At 59.8% G+C, this 18,009-nt stretch carries 15 protein-coding genes; 10 read left to right on the top strand and 5 right to left on the bottom strand.

The window, feature by feature from the left end; all coding sequences use genetic code 11:
• Window positions 1-72 precede the first annotated feature (72 nt).
• Entirely contained in the window at window positions 73-1,992 is a 1,920-nt protein-coding gene (locus tag HX793_RS01690; RefSeq protein WP_016975256.1) for an ATP-binding cassette domain-containing protein, read from the top strand.
• Window positions 1,993-2,163: 171 nt separating this feature from the next.
• On the opposite strand, the gene HX793_RS01685 is transcribed toward HX793_RS01690, so the two are convergent.
• Window positions 2,164-2,604, bottom strand: a complete 441-nt coding sequence (locus HX793_RS01685; protein WP_177003461.1) for a universal stress protein — start codon at window positions 2,602-2,604, stop codon at window positions 2,164-2,166.
• Between the two features lie 105 nt (window positions 2,605-2,709).
• Between HX793_RS01685 and HX793_RS01680 the strand changes: the two genes are divergently transcribed.
• The 7 genes from HX793_RS01680 to HX793_RS01650 all read left to right on the top strand — a co-directional run bounded on the left by HX793_RS01680 (window position 2,710) and on the right by HX793_RS01650 (window position 11,223).
• Entirely contained in the window at window positions 2,710-3,147 is a 438-nt protein-coding gene (locus HX793_RS01680; protein ID WP_177003462.1) for a hypothetical protein, read from the top strand.
• A gap of 595 nt (window positions 3,148-3,742) precedes the next feature.
• Window positions 3,743-5,890: a fatty acid oxidation complex subunit alpha FadB gene (fadB, locus tag HX793_RS01675; protein ID WP_028619416.1), complete on the top strand. Its 2,148-nt coding sequence runs from the start codon at window positions 3,743-3,745 to the stop codon at window positions 5,888-5,890.
• Window positions 5,891-5,919: 29 nt separating this feature from the next.
• A complete protein-coding gene (gene fadA, locus HX793_RS01670) occupies window positions 5,920-7,095 on the top strand; it encodes an acetyl-CoA C-acyltransferase FadA (protein WP_016975260.1) in 1,176 nt (391 codons plus the stop codon).
• 97 nt (window positions 7,096-7,192) lie between these two features.
• A complete protein-coding gene (locus HX793_RS01665) occupies window positions 7,193-7,429 on the top strand; it encodes a DUF1653 domain-containing protein (protein WP_016975261.1) in 237 nt (78 codons plus the stop codon).
• Between the two features lie 114 nt (window positions 7,430-7,543).
• Complete coding sequence (gene topA / locus HX793_RS01660) at window positions 7,544-10,165, top strand: type I DNA topoisomerase (protein WP_177051089.1); 2,622 nt, start codon at window positions 7,544-7,546, stop codon at window positions 10,163-10,165.
• 192 nt (window positions 10,166-10,357) lie between these two features.
• Window positions 10,358-10,879 (top strand): DUF6586 family protein, encoded by a 522-nt coding sequence (locus tag HX793_RS01655; protein ID WP_177051090.1) that lies wholly within the window; start codon window positions 10,358-10,360, stop codon window positions 10,877-10,879.
• A 110-nt stretch (window positions 10,880-10,989) separates the two neighbouring features.
• Entirely contained in the window at window positions 10,990-11,223 is a 234-nt protein-coding gene (locus HX793_RS01650; RefSeq protein ID WP_016975264.1) for a hypothetical protein, read from the top strand.
• 186 nt (window positions 11,224-11,409) lie between these two features.
• On the opposite strand, the gene sulA is transcribed toward HX793_RS01650, so the two are convergent.
• Window positions 11,410-11,883, bottom strand: coding sequence for an SOS-induced cell division inhibitor SulA (gene sulA, locus HX793_RS01645; RefSeq protein ID WP_177095973.1), 474 nt, complete (start codon window positions 11,881-11,883; stop codon window positions 11,410-11,412).
• 10 nt (window positions 11,884-11,893) lie between these two features.
• Window positions 11,894-12,502, bottom strand: coding sequence for a transcriptional repressor LexA (gene lexA, locus HX793_RS01640; protein ID WP_003172575.1), 609 nt, complete (start codon window positions 12,500-12,502; stop codon window positions 11,894-11,896).
• A gap of 263 nt (window positions 12,503-12,765) precedes the next feature.
• Between lexA and psrA the strand changes: the two genes are divergently transcribed.
• Together psrA and nagZ are read left to right on the top strand one after the other, a co-directional pair.
• Entirely contained in the window at window positions 12,766-13,473 is a 708-nt protein-coding gene (gene psrA, locus HX793_RS01635; protein WP_016975266.1) for a transcriptional regulator PsrA, read from the top strand.
• A gap of 136 nt (window positions 13,474-13,609) precedes the next feature.
• Window positions 13,610-14,620, top strand: a complete 1,011-nt coding sequence (gene nagZ / locus HX793_RS01630; RefSeq protein WP_177051091.1) for a beta-N-acetylhexosaminidase — start codon at window positions 13,610-13,612, stop codon at window positions 14,618-14,620.
• A 112-nt stretch (window positions 14,621-14,732) separates the two neighbouring features.
• On the opposite strand, the gene HX793_RS01625 is transcribed toward nagZ, so the two are convergent.
• The gene (locus tag HX793_RS01625) at window positions 14,733-17,423 is read right to left on the bottom strand and encodes a DEAD/DEAH box helicase (RefSeq protein WP_177095971.1); all 2,691 of its coding nucleotides are present in this window, start codon (window positions 17,421-17,423) and stop codon (window positions 14,733-14,735) included.
• A gap of 9 nt (window positions 17,424-17,432) precedes the next feature.
• Window positions 17,433-17,999: a CsiV family protein gene (locus HX793_RS01620; RefSeq protein ID WP_177051093.1), complete on the bottom strand. Its 567-nt coding sequence runs from the start codon at window positions 17,997-17,999 to the stop codon at window positions 17,433-17,435.
• Window positions 18,000-18,009: the final 10 nt, after the last annotated feature.

Below are 18,009 nucleotides of genomic sequence, written 5' to 3'. Positions count from 1 at the left end.
CGGCAGCGAAAATGCCAGCCGCATCCCACCCCTAACTCAGGTAGAATGCGCGCCCAGTTTTTGGAGAAGCGTATGACCCTGCTCAAATTCAGCGATGTGTCCCTTGCTTTCGGCGCTATGCCGTTGTTGGACAAGGTGTCCTGGCAGATCGCCCGTGGTGAGCGGGTGTGCATCATCGGCCGCAACGGCACCGGCAAATCCAGCATGATGAAGCTGGTCAAAGGCGACCAGAAGCCCGATGACGGCTCTGTATGGCGCGCGCCGGGCCTCAAGATCGGCGAATTGCCGCAAGAATTGCCGGTGGCCGACGGACGGACAGTGTTCGACGTGGTTGCCGAAGGCCTCGACGGCGTCGGCGCACTGCTCGCCGAATACCATCACCTGGCGCAGAACTGCGTCACCGAAGATGACCTGAACAAGCTGATGCACGTTCAGCAAGACCTCGAAGCCCGTGATGGCTGGCGCTTGCAGCAACTGGTCGACAGCACCTTGAGCCGCCTGCAACTGCCGGCCGACAAGACCCTCGCCGAGTTGTCCGGTGGCTGGCGTCGCCGCGTGCTGCTGGCCCAGGCCCTGGTGTCCGAGCCGGATCTGCTGCTGCTCGACGAACCGACCAACCACTTGGACATTGGCGCGATTGCCTGGCTGGAAGAAGCCCTCAAGGAATTCCAGGGCGCCGTGCTGTTCATCACGCACGACCGTTCCTTCCTGCAGAACCTGGCCACCCGCATTCTTGAACTGGACCGTGGCGGCCTGATCGACTGGAACGGCGACTACGCCAGCTTCCTGGTACACAAGGAAGCCGCGCTGGCTGCCGAAGAAACCGCCAACGCGCTGTTCGACAAGAAGCTGGCCCAGGAAGAAGTCTGGATCCGCCAGGGCATCAAGGCCCGCCGCACCCGTAACGAAGGCCGCGTACGCGCCCTGAAAGCCCTGCGTGTCGAGCGCAGCGAACGCCGCGAGCGCACCGGCAAGGCGAATATCCAGCTGGACACCGCCGACAAGTCGGGCAAGCAAGTGATGGTGCTGGAGAACGTCAGCTTCCATCACCCGGACGGCCCGTTCCTGATCAAGGACTTCTCCATGGTCCTGCAGCGCGGCGACCGTATCGGCCTGCTGGGCGCCAACGGCACCGGCAAGACCACCTTGCTCAAGCTGATGCTCAGCGGTCTGCAGCCAACCAGCGGCACCGTGGAAGAGGGCACGCGCATTGACGTGGCCTACTTCGACCAGCTGCGCCACCAGTTGGACCTGGAAAAAACCGTGATCGACAACGTCGCCGAAGGCCGCGACTTTATCGATATCGACGGCCAGAGCCGCCACGTGCTCAGCTACCTGGGCGACTTCCTGTTCAGCCCGCAGCGTGCACGTACGCCGGTGAAAGCCTTGTCCGGTGGTGAGCGTGCGCGCCTGCTGCTGGCGAAGCTGTTCAGCAAGCCGGCCAACCTGCTGGTGCTCGATGAACCGACCAACGACCTCGACGTGGAAACCCTCGAACTGCTGGAAGAGGTGCTGCTGACCTTCAACGGCACTGTGCTGATGGTGAGTCACGACCGGGCATTCCTCGACAACGTGGTCACCAGCACCCTGGTCTTCGAAGGTGAAGGCAAGGTGCGTGAATACGTCGGTGGTTACCAGGACTGGCTGCGCCAGGGCGGCTCGCCGCGCCTGCTGGGTGTGACCGAGAGCAAGTCTGGCAAGGCCGACTTGAACTCGGCGGTGGTGGCCCCAGTGGCGGCGGCTGCGCCGGCTGTAGAGGCGGCTCCGGTGGGCAAGAAGAAGCTCAGCTACAAGCTGCAGCGTGAGCTGGAAGCCTTGCCGGGTGATATCGAGGCCAAGGAACAGCAGATTGCCGCCGTCGAAGCGGACATGGCGGACGCCGGTTTCTACCTGCGTCCGGCGGCAGAAACCGCCAAGGTCATCGCCTCCCTGGAGAAACTGAACCAGGAGCTGGAAGTACTGGTTGAGCGTTGGGCCGAGTTGGATGCCTGAGTGAATCCAGTGCATTAAAAAACCCGGTGCTCATCTGATGAGCACCGGGTTTTTTATATGAAATGCGCTTCAACTGTAGGAGCTGGCTTGCCAGCGATTGCATTCTGTCAGTTGATATATGTGCTGGCTGACACTCCGCTATCGCTGGCAAGCCAGCTCCTACAGGGGGATTTATGAGGCTTTGTTCAGCTTGACGGCCAGCACATCGCACGGCGCACCGTGCAGCACATCATTGGCGGTGGAACCGAGCAACAACGCCAGCCCGTGACGGCCATGGCTGCCGACCACGATCAGGTCACAACCCTTTTCCTTGGCCAGATGGTGGATTTCCTGGCGCGGTTGGCCGTAGGTGAGGTGGCAGTCTTCCTTTTTCAAGTGCGGGTATTTGAGAATCAAACGGTCGAGGCGCTCTTTGGCCTGATCGAACTGTTGTTGCTGCAACTGGGAAAGATCCATCGGCACGTCACCGCCAAAGGCCATGGCCATGGGCTCGACGATATGCACCAGCGACAGTATGGCGCCATTGGCCAATGCTGACTCCTGCGCGCGCTTGATCACTGGATCGCACTCTTCGGTCAGATCGACAGCGACCAGAATATGTTGGTAGGGCATGAGGCGTTCCTCCAAGGGACTGCAATATGTTCAGTATGGCTGCTTTCAAGCGGATGGGGTTGCGTCAGATCAAATCCGCTCATCTAGAAATTCGGGAGTACACATATGACGGTCTGGATAGTGGTGTCAATCCTTGTGGTGGTTCTGAGCCCTCTGGCATGGCTGCGCCCGTCGCGCCATCAGAGTGGGCGCATGGCCCTGCGCATGGAGGCACGCCGCATTGGCCTGGCCATGCAGTTGTCGCCCCAGGAGTGGCCGCATTGGCTCAAGCAAGAGCCGCCGAGCCCCTGTGCGCAGTATTGCCGGCCACGACGCGGCAGCACGCCGGCGATCTGGAGCTATTGGCAGTTGGAGCCGGGGGTATGGGTGAATCAGTGGCGTGAAGTCTGCACTGATGAAAAGTTGTTGCCGTATTTTGCGAAGCTGCCGGACAACGTCTACAAGATCGAGGCGGACAAGCAGATGATCGCTCTGTATTGGGGTGAGAAGGGTGAGCCCAGCGTCCTGAAGGATATCGATACGCTGCTTAAAGCCCTGGCCTGAGAGCGGCTCTCTGTAGGAGCGAGCTTGCTCGCGAAAAGCCCGAGAGCGTCGCATTAACCCAGATGCGATGCGTTATCGTTGGCGATTTTCGCGAGCAAGCTCGCTCCTACAGAAACGCTGGGCAATAAAAAGCCCGACATCATCATCGGGCTGGAGTTGGCCAGGCAGGCCGGTAATTCTGTGTTCCCTGCGTCGGATATTCATCCAGGCGCGGTACGGTTGTCGCTAGCGTAGCGGCATATCCCGTTCTGTACAGCCCTTTCCCACATCTTTTCCCTTATTGATTTCGTGAATAGTTGAATATTGACGAGTCGCGGGCTTAGGGTTGGGGTTCTGAAATGACTGGAAAGTCGCGTTTTTCCTAGCCTTTCGAGCGATTGACAATTGCCCGGAATTGGATGAAGGTGGCGTACCCAAATCAAACGGGCGTATGAATTGAGCGTTTGTCTGTCAGACCGCTCATACAGAATCCCGACTATCGCATTGGCGGGTGTGCCTGGCGGATTGGCGTGAACATTGGCGAATTCATCAATGTCCAACCAGAGGCCAGCGTCCAATGTGTACTGTTCAGCTTCCATATCGTGGAGATCAGTTGATGATTTACGAAGGTAAAGCCATCACGGTTAAGGCTCTTGAAAGTGGCATCGTCGAACTGAAGTTCGACCTCAAGGGTGAGTCCGTCAACAAGTTCAACCGTCTAACCCTGAATGAATTGCGTCAGGCCGTAGACACCATCAAAGCAGATGCTTCGGTCAAGGGCGTGATCGTTTCCAGCGGCAAGGACGTGTTCATCGTCGGCGCTGACATCACCGAATTCGTCGACAACTTCAAGCTGCCCGATGCCGAGCTGGTGGCTGGCAACCTCGAAGCCAACAAGATTTTCAGCGATTTTGAAGACCTCAATGTACCGACCGTCGCCGCGATCAACGGCATCGCGTTGGGCGGCGGCCTGGAAATGTGCCTGGCGGCAGACTTCCGCGTCATGTCGGCCACGGCCAAGATCGGCCTGCCTGAAGTCAAACTGGGCATCTACCCAGGTTTCGGCGGCACCGTACGCCTGCCGCGCCTGATCGGTGCCGACAACGCCATCGAGTGGATTGCCGCTGGCAAGGAAAACCGTGCTGAAGACGCGCTGAAAGTCGGTGCTGTCGACGCTGTGGTTGCCCCGGACAAACTGGCCGAAGCTGCACTGAACTTGATCAAGGGCGCCATCAGCGGCGAATTTGACTACAAGGCCAAGCGTCAGCCGAAGCTGGAAAAACTCAAGCTCAACGCCATCGAACAAATGATGTCGTTCGAAACCGCCAAAGGTTTCGTGGCTGGCCAGGCTGGCCCGAACTACCCGGCGCCGGTTGAAGCGATCAAGACCATCCAGAAAGCCGCGAACTTCGGTCGCGACAAAGCTCTGGAAGTGGAAGCGGCTGGCTTCGTCAAACTGGCGAAAACCTCCGCAGCCCAGAGCCTGATCGGCCTGTTCCTGAACGATCAGGAACTGAAGAAAAAGGCCAAGGCCTACGACGAAATCGCCAAGGACGTGAAACAGGCTGCCGTACTCGGCGCCGGTATCATGGGCGGCGGTATCGCCTATCAGTCGGCGTCCAAAGGCACGCCGATCCTGATGAAAGACATCAACGAGCACGGTATCGAGCAAGGCCTGGCAGAAGCCGCCAAGCTGCTGGTCGGCCGCGTGGACAAAGGTCGCATGACCGCTGCGAAAATGGCTGAAGTGCTTAACGGCATTCGTCCTACGCTGTCCTACGGCGATTTCGGCCACGTCGACCTGGTGGTCGAAGCGGTTGTCGAGAACCCTAAGGTCAAGCAAGCCGTGCTGGCCGAAGTGGAAGCCCAGGTGAAAGACGACACCATCCTGGCGTCCAACACCTCGACCATTTCCATTTCGCTGCTGGCCAAGGCCTTGAAGCGTCCGGAGAACTTCGTCGGCATGCACTTCTTCAACCCGGTGCACATGATGCCGCTGGTGGAAGTCATCCGTGGCGAGAAGTCCAGCGAGCTGGCCGTTGCCACCACCGTTGCCTACGCCAAGAAAATGGGCAAGAACCCGATCGTGGTCAACGACTGCCCGGGCTTCCTGGTCAACCGCGTGCTGTTCCCGTACTTCGGCGGTTTCGCCAAGTTGGTCAGCGCCGGTGTGGACTTCGTGCGCATCGACAAAGTCATGGAAAAATTCGGCTGGCCAATGGGCCCGGCGTACCTGATGGACGTGGTCGGCATCGACACCGGCCACCACGGTCGCGACGTGATGGCTGAAGGCTTCCCGGACCGCATGAAAGACGACCGCCGCTCGGCGATCGACGCGCTGTACGAGGCCAAGCGCCTGGGCCAGAAGAACGGCAAGGGTTTCTACGCCTACGAGGCCGACAAGAAGGGCAAGCAGAAGAAAGTGGCCGACCCGTCGGTGCACGAAGTGCTGGCTCCGGTCATCTACGAACAGCGTGAGGTGTCGGACGAGGACATCATCAACTGGATGATGATCGCCCTGTGCCTGGAAACCGTACGTTGCCTGGAAGACGGCATCGTCGAGACCGCCGCCGAAGCCGATATGGGCCTGGTGTACGGTATTGGTTTCCCTCCATTCCGTGGTGGTGCGCTGCGTTACATCGACTCGATCGGTGTGGCCGAGTTCGTTGCCCTGGCTGATCAATACGCTGATTTGGGCCCGCTGTACCACCCGACCGCGAAGCTGCGTGAAATGGCCAAGAACGGCCAGCGCTTCTTCGGTTAAGTGCCCAGACGACTAGAGCGAGAATATTTATGAGCTTGAATCCAAGAGACGTCGTGATCGTCGACTTCGGTCGTACGCCGATGGGCCGCTCCAAGGGCGGCATGCACCGCAACACCCGTGCCGAAGATATGTCGGCACACCTGATCAGCAAACTGCTGGAACGCAACGTCAAGGTCGACCCGAACGAAGTCGAAGACGTGATCTGGGGCTGTGTCAACCAGACCCTGGAGCAGGGCTGGAACATCGCGCGCATGGCGTCGCTGATGACCCAGATCCCGCACACCGCCGCCGGCCAGACCGTGAGCCGCCTGTGCGGTTCGTCGATGAGCGCGCTGCACACCGCCGCCCAGGCCATCATGACCGGCAACGGTGATGTGTTCGTGGTCGGTGGCGTGGAGCACATGGGCCACGTCAGCATGATGCACGGCGTTGACCCTAACCCGCACATGTCGCTGTACGCGGCAAAAGCCTCGGGCATGATGGGCCTGACTGCGGAAATGCTTGGCAAAATGCACGGCATTACCCGCGAAGCCCAGGACGCGTTCGGCCTGCGTTCCCACCAGCTCGCCCACAAGGCGACTGTGGAAGGCAAGTTCAAGGATGAAATCATCCCGATGAACGGCTACGACGAGAACGGTTTCCTGAAACTGTTCGACTACGACGAAACCATTCGTCCGGATACCACCCTCGAAAGCCTGGCGGCTCTGAAGCCGGCGTTCAATCCAAAGGGCGGCACCGTGACTGCCGGTACTTCGTCGCAAATCACCGACGGTGCTTCGTGCATGATCGTGATGTCGGCGCAGCGTGCCCAGGACCTGGGCATCCAACCGCTGGCCGTGATCCGTTCGATGGCCGTGGCAGGTGTGGACCCGGCAATCATGGGCTATGGTCCAGTACCGGCCACACAAAAAGCCTTGAAGCGCGCGGGCCTGACCATCAACGACATCGACTTCTTCGAGCTCAACGAAGCTTTCGCCGCACAGGCCCTACCTGTGCTGAAAGATTTGAAAGTACTCGACAAGATGAATGAGAAGGTTAACCTGCACGGCGGCGCGATTGCCCTGGGCCACCCATTCGGTTGCTCCGGTGCGCGTATCTCCGGCACTTTGCTTAACGTGATGAAGCAAAATGGCGGCAACCTCGGGGTTGCAACCATGTGCATTGGTCTCGGCCAAGGCATTTCTACCGTCTTCGAACGCGTCTAAGCGTTGGGTTGACGGAAGCCGGGGCCCAGTGCCCCGGTTTTTGTTTTTGGGTGGTTTTGTATTTTTTTTTTAACAAATTTTGTAAGGGGGCCAGAGCATGAAAGTCGAACCAGGGCTCTACCAGCATTATAAAGGTCCGCAGTACCGTGTTTTCAGTGTGGCGCGCCACTCCGAGACCGAAGAAGAAGTGGTGTTCTACCAAGCACTGTATGGCGATTACGGCTTTTGGGTGCGCCCGTTGAGCATGTTTGTGGAGACCGTCGAAGTTGACGGCGAGCAGGTCCCGCGCTTTGCTTTGGTCCAGGCCGAACCCAGTCTTTTTTCAGGGCGATAACGGCAGGTCGCGCAGAATGCTGCGCTTGACCTCACCTTGTTGCCACTATATATAGCGTTGCCGCGACAGGCGCCAACTGCCTTTCACTTCTCGAATTCAGGAATTTTCCGATCCATGGGCAAATCGCTGGTCATTGTGGAATCCCCGGCTAAGGCCAAGACCATCAACAAGTACTTGGGCAACGAGTACGTGGTGAAGTCGAGTATCGGCCATATCCGAGACCTGCCCACCAGCGGTTCGGCTAGCGCCAGCAAGGAGCCAGCCGCCAAGCGCGGCAAGGCGGCTGCGGGCGAAGGTCCGGTGCTCACCCCTAAAGAGAAAGCGCGCAAGCAGCTGGTCTCGCGCATGGGTGTGGACCCGGAACATGGCTGGAAGGCCAAGTACGAAATCCTTCCAGGCAAGGAAAAGGTCATCGAAGAGCTGCGCCGGCTCGCCAAAGATGCCGACACCATCTATCTCGCGACGGACTTGGACCGCGAAGGGGAAGCCATTGCCTGGCACCTGCGGGAAGCCATTGGCGGTGATGACAGCCGCTACAAGCGCGTGGTGTTCAACGAAATCACCAAGAAAGCCATCCAGGAAGCTTTCTCCAAGCCGGGCGAACTGGACATCGACCGCGTCAACGCCCAGCAGGCCCGTCGTTTCCTCGACCGCGTCGTGGGTTATATGGTTTCGCCGCTGCTGTGGGCCAAGATCGCCCGTGGCCTGTCGGCCGGTCGTGTGCAATCGGTTGCGGTAAAGCTGGTGGTGGAGCGTGAGCGCGAGATTCGTGCGTTCATCCCCGAAGAGTACTGGGAAGTCCACGCCGACCTCGGCACTGCCAAGGGCGCCAACGTGCGCTTTGAAGTGGCCCGCGAGAAAGGCGAGGCCTTCAAGCCGCTGAACGAAGCCCAGGCCATGGCCGCGCTGGAAAAGCTCAAGTCTTCCAGCTACAACATCGTCAAGCGTGAAGACAAACCGACCAGCAGCAAGCCATCGGCACCGTTCATCACTTCCACCCTGCAACAGGCCGCGAGTAACCGCCTGGGCTTCGGTGTGAAGAAAACCATGATGATGGCCCAGCGCTTGTACGAAGCCGGCTACATCACCTACATGCGTACCGACTCCACCAACCTGTCGGTGGACGCGGTCGCGATGGCGCGTACCTATATTGAAGAAGAGTTCGGCAAGAAGTACCTGCCGGAGAAGCCGAACGTCTACAGCAGCAAGGAAGGCGCACAAGAGGCTCACGAAGCGATCCGTCCTTCTGACGCCAACACCACGCCTGCCAAGCTGAGCGGCATGGAGCGCGACGCTGAGCGCCTCTACGAGTTGATCTGGCGCCAGTTCCTGGCTTGCCAGATGCTGCCGGCGCAATACCTGTCCACCACAGTGACTGTCGCGGCTTCGGATTTCGAGCTGCGTGCCAAAGGCCGTATCCTCAAGTTCGACGGTTATACCCGTGTGATGCCGCAAATCGCCAAGCCTGGCGATGACGACGTGCTGCCGGACATGGCCCAGGGCGACACGCTCAAGCTGATCCAGCTCGACCCGTCCCAGCACTTCACCAAGCCGCCGGCGCGTTATTCGGAAGCCAGCCTGGTAAAAGAGATGGAAAAACGCGGTATCGGTCGTCCTTCGACCTATGCGGCGATCATCTCGACCATTCAGGACCGTGGCTACGTTGCGCTGCACAACCGTCGTTTCTACTCGGAAAAGATGGGCGACATCGTGACCGAGCGCCTGTCCGAGAGCTTCTCCAACCTGATGGACTACGGCTTCACCGCCGGTATGGAAGAGAATCTCGATGACGTGGCCCAGGGCGAACGCGACTGGAAAAACGTGTTGGACGAGTTCTATGGCGACTTCAAGAAAAAGCTTGAAGTAGCCGAAAGCCCTGAACATGGCATGCGCGCCAACCAGCCGGTGATGACCGACATTCCGTGCCAGACCTGCGGTCGGCCGATGCAGATTCGTACGGCGTCCACTGGCGTGTTCCTCGGTTGCTCGGGCTACAGCCTGCCGCCGAAAGAGCGCTGCAAGGCCACCGTCAACCTGGTGCCAGGTGATGAAATCGCCGCCGACGACGAGGGTGAGTCCGAGTCGCTGGTACTGCGTGGCAAGCACCGTTGCCCGATCTGCAGCACGGCGATGGACGCCTACCTGCTGGACGAGAAGCACAAGCTGCACATCTGCGGTAACAATCCGGATTGCAACGGCTACGAGATTGAAGAAGGTACCTATCGCATCAAGGGCTACGAAGGTCCGAGCCTGGAATGCGATAAGTGCGGCAGCGAGATGCAACTCAAGACCGGCCGTTTCGGCAAGTTCTTCGGCTGCACCAACCCGACCTGCAAGAACACCCGCAAACTGCTGAAAAGCGGTGACGCGGCGCCGCCGAAGATGGACCCGGTGAAGATGCCCGAGCTCAAGTGCGAGAAGGTCAACGACACCTACATCCTGCGTGACGGCGCTTCGGGGCTGTTCCTGGCCGCCAGCCAGTTCCCGAAAAACCGCGAGACCCGTGCACCGTTGGTGCTGGAGATCGTGCCGCACAAGGACGAGATTGATCCGAAGTACCACTTCCTGTGTGAAGCGCCGAAGAAGGACCCGGATGGTCGCCCAGCCGTGATCCGCTACAGCCGCAAGACCAAGGAGCAGTACGTGCAGACCGAAGTGGACGGCAAACCTACAGGCTGGAAAGCGTTCTACGACGGCGGTAAGTGGAAGGTTGAGGACAAGCGCCAGGGCGCTTGATCAACTAATCTGCGAAATACAAAGGCCGCCTGCACAGGCGGCCTTTTTTTGGGTGTGGGTGCGAGCTAGCTCGTGAAAATCGTTAACGATAACGCGGGAAGCCAGGTACATAATGGCGCTCTCAGGTTTTTCGCGAGCAAGCTCGCTCCTACACAGCCAGCATCGTGCTTATTCGTTGTGGAGATTGCCATCATGGCCAACGAACTCTATACCCGTACCAATCAGAAAATTTACTTCGCGGGTTTATCCCTGGAAGCCCTTGGCCGCGCCGAGGAAGGGAAAGAGATGAATGCCATCGCGCTGGTCCAGGCGGGGCGTGAAGCAGCGTTGTTTCACCTGTATGGCGCCTTGCTGGGTTTGTGTCATGAAATCGCCGGGTTTTACCGCCTGCCCCAGGCCCGTTCGCCCCGTGCAGAAATGATCATGAATCGCGAAGTGCTGGACTCGATGGCGATTCCTGAGCTGGCCGAGTTGGTGGAAATGGCTCAAAGCCCTGACAGTTGGGTGGCGCGTTTGCTCAAGGCGCATGCCGATATGTTCCAGCCACCGCGTATTCCGCATGTGCCCAAGGGCGATGTGACGCAGCCACTGATCGTGGCGGTTGCGGTGGAAGAGGAAGAGCCCAAGCCGTTGAGCCGTGAAGAGCTGGAGGGCTGGCGTCAGGAACTGAAAAAGATGGCGCTGCGCTTTCGCGAAGGTCTCAACGAGTGCTGAGCATCCTGTAGGCGACCATTCATCAAGCTGTCAACAAACCTGTTCAGATCCTCTGCGGGGCTGGGTGGATGACTGATATAATCCCGGCCTTTCGTGGAGAACAGACTTTTATGCCAACGTCCTTTCTAGAAATTGTTGAGTTGCCTGACGGCCGAATCGAGCTGCGCCGGGCTGAGGACGAGGGTTCTCTGGTCATCCTGGATTTTTCCGAAGATGCCAAGCAGTTCCTGCAAGGCCAGCACGTGGAAGTGGCTAAAGCCATGTTGAGCGTGGGCGTGCAGATGGCCGGTCGCCTGGCGGAAGGCGAGCCGGAGAAAGACGAGGGGCCGCGGGTTCTTCACTGAGCCCTGTGGTGAAGAGCGCTATTGTGGTTGATGGGGCTTCTGTGGCGAGCAAGCTTGCTCGCGTTGGGCTGCGAAGCGGCCCTAAATAGATTTATACGATAGGTTAGGCATTCCACGGTGCCAGTTTTGGGTCTGCTTCGCAGACCAGCGCGAGCAAGCTCGCTCGCCACAGGTCGGCTTGTGACTTTAGCCCAATCGAATATTCAAGCTTTGCGCATCACCCGTACGTGCAGCACTGATCAGTTGCTGCTTGGCGCTTGCATTCAACGGATTCAACCAGCTCACCACCGTATGGCTGCGGCCCAGGCGTAGTGCTTCGCAGGTCAACTGCTGGGCACTTTGCGTGCCGCGCGGTTGCAGCAGCAGGATGCGCTCGCGGTTGAGGCCGGCATCCCGCAGCCAGGCCTGGGTCAGGCTGGCGGGTGGGGCGATCAGCGTCAGCCAGCGGGCGTCCTGTTCCTCGCTCAGGTCACGCAGGATCGGCGCCAGCAGGCTCAGGCAACTCCCCGCAGCACCGCGCAACGACAATTCACTGAACGCCTCAGGTTCGGCGCCCCAGGGCGCCTCGACCGTTTTCTTGAGGATAGGCGCAAGGGGTTGGGCCATGAAGGCCTCGAACAGCGACAGTTGTGTGTGTTGTGGGGTGTGGACGAGTTGCATGATGCCTCCTCTAGCGGCGAATGACGCCGACGCTCAAGCCTTCGATCACCAGGTCCTGATCTTTCAGGTTCACTTCAATCGGGGCGAACTCAGGGTTCTCGGCCAGGAGCCAGACCTTGCTGCCTTCGCGCTTGAAGCGTTTGACGGTGACTTCATCGCCGATACGGGCGACGACGATCTGGCCATTACGGGCTTCGCGGGTGGTGTGGACGGCCAGCAGGTCGCCATCGAAGATGCCCACATCCTTCATGCTCATGCCATGGACGCGCAACAGGTAGTCGGCGCGAGGATGGAAGAAGGTCGGGTTGATGTTGCAGGACTCCTCGACGTGCTGTTGCGCCAGGATCGGCGCACCGGCGGCGACGCGGCCGATGATCGGCAGGGTCGATTCGTCGGCCTTGGCTTCGAAGCCAGGGATGCGAATACCGCGCGAGGCACCGGGGGTCATCTCGATCGCGCCTTTGCGAGCGAGGGCCTTGAGGTGTTCTTCAGCGGCGTTGGGGGACTTGAACCCCAGTTCCAGCGCAATTTCCGCTCGTGTCGGCGGATAGCCGTTGTCATCGAGGCAGCGCTTGATAAAAGCCAGAATCTCAGCTTGGCGTGGCGTCAGTTTTAGCATGTTGATCGCTCTGTCTTTTTATACAGTGACTGGGATTATATACAGTGAACTGCGCTTGGCAATCATCCTTTTCCGCCCCTCCGCTGGACGGTCATCGGGCATGCTTCCCACAAGCCAGGGATAGCGCTGCCTACAGACCGGTATGGATGTGATTAAATAGCGATGAAATGTATGACTGCCCGGCCGGAAAGCGAACCCGCAGGCTTGACAAGACACACCCTGAAACGTATGTTTCAAACAAGTGTTTGTCAGGCGGAGTAGCCATGGCCCAGTCGGAAACCGTTGAACGCATTCTCGATGCTGCCGAGCAATTGTTCGCGGAAAAAGGATTTGCTGAAACCTCATTGCGGCTGATCACCAGCAAGGCTGGCGTCAACCTCGCTGCTGTGAACTACCATTTCGGCTCGAAAAAGGCCTTGATCCAAGCGGTGTTCTCGCGCTTCCTGGGGCCGTTCTGCGCCAGTCTTGACCGTGAGCTGGAGCGTCGCCAGGCCAAGGCTGACCATAAGCCGACCCTGGAAGAGTTGTTGGAAATCCTCGTCGAGCAGGCCCTGGTCGTTCAGCCCCGCAGCGGCAACGATTTGTCGATTTTCATGCGCTTGTTAGGCTTGGCGTTCAGCCAGAGCCAGGGTCACCTGCGCCGTTACCTGGAAGACATGTACGGCAAGGTTTTTCGTCGCTATATGTTGCTGGTTAACGAGGCGGCTCCGCGTATTCCGCCGATCGAGCTGTTCTGGCGCGTGCACTTCATGCTCGGTGCTGCCGCGTTCAGCATGTCCGGGATCAAGGCGTTGCGGGCCATTGCCGAGACCGATTTCGGCGTGAATACCTCAATTGAACAGGTCATGCGCCTGATGGTGCCGTTCCTGGCCGCCGGCATGCGTGCCGAAACCGGTGTGACCGACGCCGCCATGGCCGCTGCTCAATTGCGCCCACGCAGCAAGTCCGCGCCAATACCCGCCAAGGTTTGACCGCACCGGGTGGGCGCGACCGCTTGCATCCGCTAAGCTAGCGGCCCATGCCGAATTCAGCTATTTACTCGCAACCCGTTGTGCTCACTGTGCCTGGTGAGGGCAACGGGTTGTGTGCGTTATTTAAGGAAGGTTTATGACTGCTGCCCTGCAAGGTTCTTTGATGGTCGACGTGGCCGGCACCTGGCTGACGGCCGAGGACCGCCATCTGCTGCGCCAGCCTGAAGTGGGCGGCCTGATCATTTTCGCGCGCAATATCGAGCATCCGCGCCAAGTGCGGGAGTTGAGCGCGGCGATTCGAGCCGTGCGCCCGGACCTGCTGTTGGCCGTCGACCAGGAAGGCGGTCGCGTACAGCGCCTGCGCCAGGGGTTCGTGCGCTTGCCGGCCATGCGTGCATTGGCGGACAACCCCAACGCCGAGTATTTGGCCGAGCAGTGCGGCTGGATCATGGCGACAGAAGTGTTGGCCGTTGGCCTGGACCTGAGCTTCGCCCCGGTGCTGGACCTGGACTACCAACGCAGCGCCGTGGTCGGCACCCGTTCCTTCGAAGGCGACCCCGAGCGTGCCGCCGTGCTGGCTGGCGCATTCATCCGTGGCATGAACAGCGCCGGCATGGCCGCTACCGGTAAGCACTTTCCCGGTCACGGTTGGGCTGAGGCCGATTCCCACGTCGCCATTCCCAATGATGAACGTAGCCTGGAACAGATTCGCGCCAATGACCTGGTGCCTTTCGCACGCCTGAGCAAGCAACTTGCGGCCGTGATGCCCGCGCACGTGATCTACCCGCAAGTCGACGCCCAGCCAGCTGGGTTCTCGCGCCGCTGGCTGCAGGACATCCTGCGTGGTGAGTTGCAGTTCGATGGGGTGATTTTCAGTGATGACCTGTCGATGGCTGGTGCCCATGTGGTGGGCGACGCCGCCAGCCGCATCGAAGCGGCGCTGACGGCGGGTTGCGATATGGGGCTGGTGTGCAACGATCGTGCGGCTGCCGAACTGGCGTTGAGCGCCGCGCAGCGTATGAAGGTCAAGCCATCGGATCGAATCGCTCGCATGCGCGGCCGGGCGATTGCGTCGACGGACTACAAGCAGGATCCGCGTTGGTTGGTGGCAGTTACCGCGCTGCGTGAAGCGCAGTTGATCGGCTGAAAACCGCGGTGCGCCCATCGCAGGCAAGCCAGCTCCCACATTCGACCGCAGTTATCTTGAAGAAACGCGGTCACCTGTGGGAGCTGGCTTGCCTGCGATAGCGATCTGACAGTCAGCGCTTTTCCTGTTTGTTGGGCAGCGGCGCAAACAGCGCTTCGATATCCTCGTTGCCCAACTGCCAGTCTCCGGTAGTACGCCCATCCAGCACGCCCGCTGCCAGGTCGGACTTTTCCTTCTGCAGGTGCTGGATTTTCTCCTCCACCGTGCCCCTGGCAATCATCTTGTAGACGAACACCGGCTTTTCCTGACCAATGCGATAGGCACGGTCGGTGGCCTGGTTCTCCGTGGCCGGGTTCCACCACGGGTCGTAGTGGATCACCGTATCGGCTTCGGTCAGGTTCAGGCCCACGCCTCCGGCCTTCAAGCTGATCAGAAAAATCTGCAGCTTGCCGCTCTGGAAGTCCTTCACCGGCGTGCGCCGATCCCGGGTCTGGCCGGTGAGCAGTGCGTAGGCCACGCCACGTTTTTTCAGCTCGACTTCGATCAGGCTCAACATCGAGGTGAATTGGGAAAACAGCAGGATCCGCCGACCTTCCTCAAACAGTTCCTCAAGCATTTCCATCAAACTATCGAGTTTGCCTGAGCTGCTGCCACGGGCGGGCAAGGTTGCGTCGTTGACCAGCCGCAAGTCACAGCACACTTGGCGCAACTTGAGCAGCGCCTCAAGGATGATGATCTGGCTGCGTGCCACGCCTTTGCGGGTGATCTCGTCGCGGACTTTCTTGTCCATGGCCAGGCGCATGGTTTCGTATACGTCGCGCTGGGCTTCATTGAGGTCGACCCAGTGGATAATCTCGGTCTTGGGGGGCAATTCTGTCGCCACCTGCTCCTTGGTGCGGCGCAGCAGGAAAGGTTTGATCCGACCGTTGAGGTGCTGCAGTCGCACATCGCTTGCGCGCTTTTCGATGGGCACGCGGTAATCGCGGTTGAAGCTTTTCACGTCACCGAGCCAGCCGGGCAGCAGGAAGTGAAACAACGACCACAGCTCGCCCAGGTGGTTTTCCAGCGGCGTACCACTCAGGCACAGGCGCTGGCGAGCATTCAGCTCGCGCGCCGCCTGGGCCGCCTTACTGGACGGGTTCTTGATGTACTGGGCTTCATCGAGGATCAGCACATGCAAGGGCAGGGCGGCGAGTTGTTCGATGTCCTTGGGCAGCAGTGCATAGGTGGTCAGCAGCAGGTCATAGTCCTGCAGGTTGGCGAAATGTTTCTTACGCCCTGCGCCATACAGCGCCAGCACTTTGAGTTGCGGTGTGAAATGCGCCGCCTCATCCAGCCAGTTGGGAATCAGGCTGGTGGGCATCACCACCATGCACGGCCGATCCAGGCGACCGGCGGCCTTCTCGCTGAGAATATGCGCCAGGGTCTGTAGGGTTTTGCCCAGGCCCATGTCATCCGCAAGTATGCCGCCGACATCCAACTGACGCAGCGACTGCATCCAGCTCAAGCCTTCCAGTTGGTAGGGGCGCAGGGTTGCGTTCAGCCCTTCAGGCGCTACGCAGGTGAAATCCTTGATGTCCCGCAGGCGCTGGGCAAAGTTGCGGATCTTCTCGCCACCTTCCCATTGCAGCGGCAGGTCTTCCAACGGATTAAGCCGGATCGCATCGGCCTTGGCCAAGCGCAACGTGGTGGTGCCGGCTTCCTGCAGGTAAAACTCACCGAGGGTCGCCAGCACCGGTTTCAGTCGACCGTAGGGCAGCGCGACCTGTATCGGGCCGTGACCATTGGGCAGCCCTGGGATATTCACCAGGATCAGCTCATCATCGCGGCGCCGCGCCAGTTTCTCCGGGTTGAGAATCTCGGTGTGGGAGCGCATCAGGTTCAGCAGGATCGGCAACAGGCTCAGTCGCTCGCCATTGACGATGATCCCCAGCTCCAGATCGAACCAGTCCCGCTCCGGACCTTCATCAACGGTGGCGTACCAATCATCGACGGCGCTGAGGTCGAAGCCGAAATCATCATCGATCAGCAGCTCCCAGCCCTCGGCCCGGAGTGTCGGCGTGGCATTGAGGGTGAAGTTCAGCCACGCACTGTCATTGACCATTTCGAACAGCTCGCCGGCGCTTTCCGGCAGGGCCTTGCTCTGGCGCGTGGCGATCTTGAAGCCCAGCAGGCGCAGTTGTTCGCGATAGGGTTGCTCAAGCTCCGGATGCCGTTTGATACGCAGGCTCTGGGTGTCCTGGCGCACGATGATGTCGGCGTTTTTCTGCCCGCTGACATAGTTGTCTAAGTAGTTGAACGACAGCGCCGCCCGGTGCTGGATATAGCGCTGCATCTTGCCGTTGCGCGGTTCAAAGGCGCTGAATTCGACGCTGGCCATCCACAGGCGCGGCACCGGCACCACATCTTCCATCACCACTTGCGGCAGCACCGCACGGTTTTCCAGCACGGCCTGGAGTTTTTCCAACAGCTCGGCATCCTGTGCGGCGGCGGGGTAGGCCAGGGTTTCCTGGACCTTGAGCAACACCGCGGCAATGTGTTTGCAGTTGGTGTGCACCGGGCAGGTACAGCGGCTGTCCACCAGGATCAAGGTGCCCTTGGCCGATTCACGCAACGAGATGGTCTGCCGATATACGTTGCCGCCGGAGCCTTCGCAACTGGCGACGATGGTGCTGTCGCCGCACTCGACGATGCGCACCCGGTTCTCCAGGGCATACCGTCGCCCGCGCTCAAGGCTCTGCTCTTTAAAGCGATTGGCCCAGGAAGGGGCCAGGGGTTTGGTCAGCGACGACGTGAGGGACATGGTGCTGGATCAGTCCTGAATGTCGGGCGGTGGCGCGCTGGGTGGCTTGGCGGTCAGCGAGGTGATCTTGATCAGCAGCGCGAGGTGGCCACCGTCCAGGTAGTTGAGCTGGTTATTCTTGGTGCGCACGTCGGTCTGGCTCAGATGCTCGCTGGCGATCACGCTGCCGTTGGCGTCGAACTGGTTGATCCAGAAGTTCGCATCAATGTCGGTAAAACGGCCCAGTTGCAGGCTCAACACGCCCTCGATGGGAAACTGACCGAACTGTTCCTGGCCGTCGGTGATGGCGACTTTGACCGGTTGCTCACCGAGGTTCTGCTCCCAGGCCTTGTGCGCCAGCACGGTGTAGCTGGAGTCGGCTCGCAGCTTGTCGACAATATTGCTCAGGCGCGGCGGGCTCAACTTATCGCCCAGGCGCGCTGCCCCGGCATCCCAGTTTTCCGGAGCGGCGCGGCTGTTGATCACCGGTTCGGCGTTCTGGCGCACCAGGATCATTTCCACCTGGTACGGGCTGTCGGCGAACGCCGCAGGGGCCACGACCACCAACAACAGGCTCAACATGCGGAACAGGCGCATTGGGGCGTCC

The organism is Pseudomonas reactans, from assembly GCF_013387025.1.
In the GTDB taxonomy this organism is placed as follows: Bacteria; Pseudomonadota; Gammaproteobacteria; order Pseudomonadales; family Pseudomonadaceae; genus Aquipseudomonas; species Aquipseudomonas reactans.
This window is presented reverse-complemented; position numbering and strand designations above follow the sequence as displayed.

What these genes read in the sequence shown, in the direction of transcription:
- HX793_RS01690 (WP_016975256.1), top strand. Translation starts at nt 73, where the DNA reads ATGACCCTGCTCAAATTCAGCGATGTGTCCCTTGCTTTCGGCGCTATG.
- HX793_RS01685 (WP_177003461.1), bottom strand. Translation starts at nt 2,604, where the DNA reads ATGCCCTACCAACATATTCTGGTCGCTGTCGATCTGACCGAAGAGTGC.
- HX793_RS01680 (WP_177003462.1), top strand. Translation starts at nt 2,710, where the DNA reads ATGACGGTCTGGATAGTGGTGTCAATCCTTGTGGTGGTTCTGAGCCCT.
- fadB (WP_028619416.1), top strand. Translation starts at nt 3,743, where the DNA reads ATGATTTACGAAGGTAAAGCCATCACGGTTAAGGCTCTTGAAAGTGGC.
- fadA (WP_016975260.1), top strand. Translation starts at nt 5,920, where the DNA reads ATGAGCTTGAATCCAAGAGACGTCGTGATCGTCGACTTCGGTCGTACG.
- HX793_RS01665 (WP_016975261.1), top strand. Translation starts at nt 7,193, where the DNA reads ATGAAAGTCGAACCAGGGCTCTACCAGCATTATAAAGGTCCGCAGTAC.
- topA (WP_177051089.1), top strand. Translation starts at nt 7,544, where the DNA reads ATGGGCAAATCGCTGGTCATTGTGGAATCCCCGGCTAAGGCCAAGACC.
- HX793_RS01655 (WP_177051090.1), top strand. Translation starts at nt 10,358, where the DNA reads ATGGCCAACGAACTCTATACCCGTACCAATCAGAAAATTTACTTCGCG.
- HX793_RS01650 (WP_016975264.1), top strand. Translation starts at nt 10,990, where the DNA reads ATGCCAACGTCCTTTCTAGAAATTGTTGAGTTGCCTGACGGCCGAATC.
- sulA (WP_177095973.1), bottom strand. Translation starts at nt 11,883, where the DNA reads ATGCAACTCGTCCACACCCCACAACACACACAACTGTCGCTGTTCGAG.
- lexA (WP_003172575.1), bottom strand. Translation starts at nt 12,502, where the DNA reads ATGCTAAAACTGACGCCACGCCAAGCTGAGATTCTGGCTTTTATCAAG.
- psrA (WP_016975266.1), top strand. Translation starts at nt 12,766, where the DNA reads ATGGCCCAGTCGGAAACCGTTGAACGCATTCTCGATGCTGCCGAGCAA.
- nagZ (WP_177051091.1), top strand. Translation starts at nt 13,610, where the DNA reads ATGACTGCTGCCCTGCAAGGTTCTTTGATGGTCGACGTGGCCGGCACC.
- HX793_RS01625 (WP_177095971.1), bottom strand. Translation starts at nt 17,423, where the DNA reads ATGTCCCTCACGTCGTCGCTGACCAAACCCCTGGCCCCTTCCTGGGCC.
- HX793_RS01620 (WP_177051093.1), bottom strand. Translation starts at nt 17,999, where the DNA reads ATGCGCCTGTTCCGCATGTTGAGCCTGTTGTTGGTGGTCGTGGCCCCT.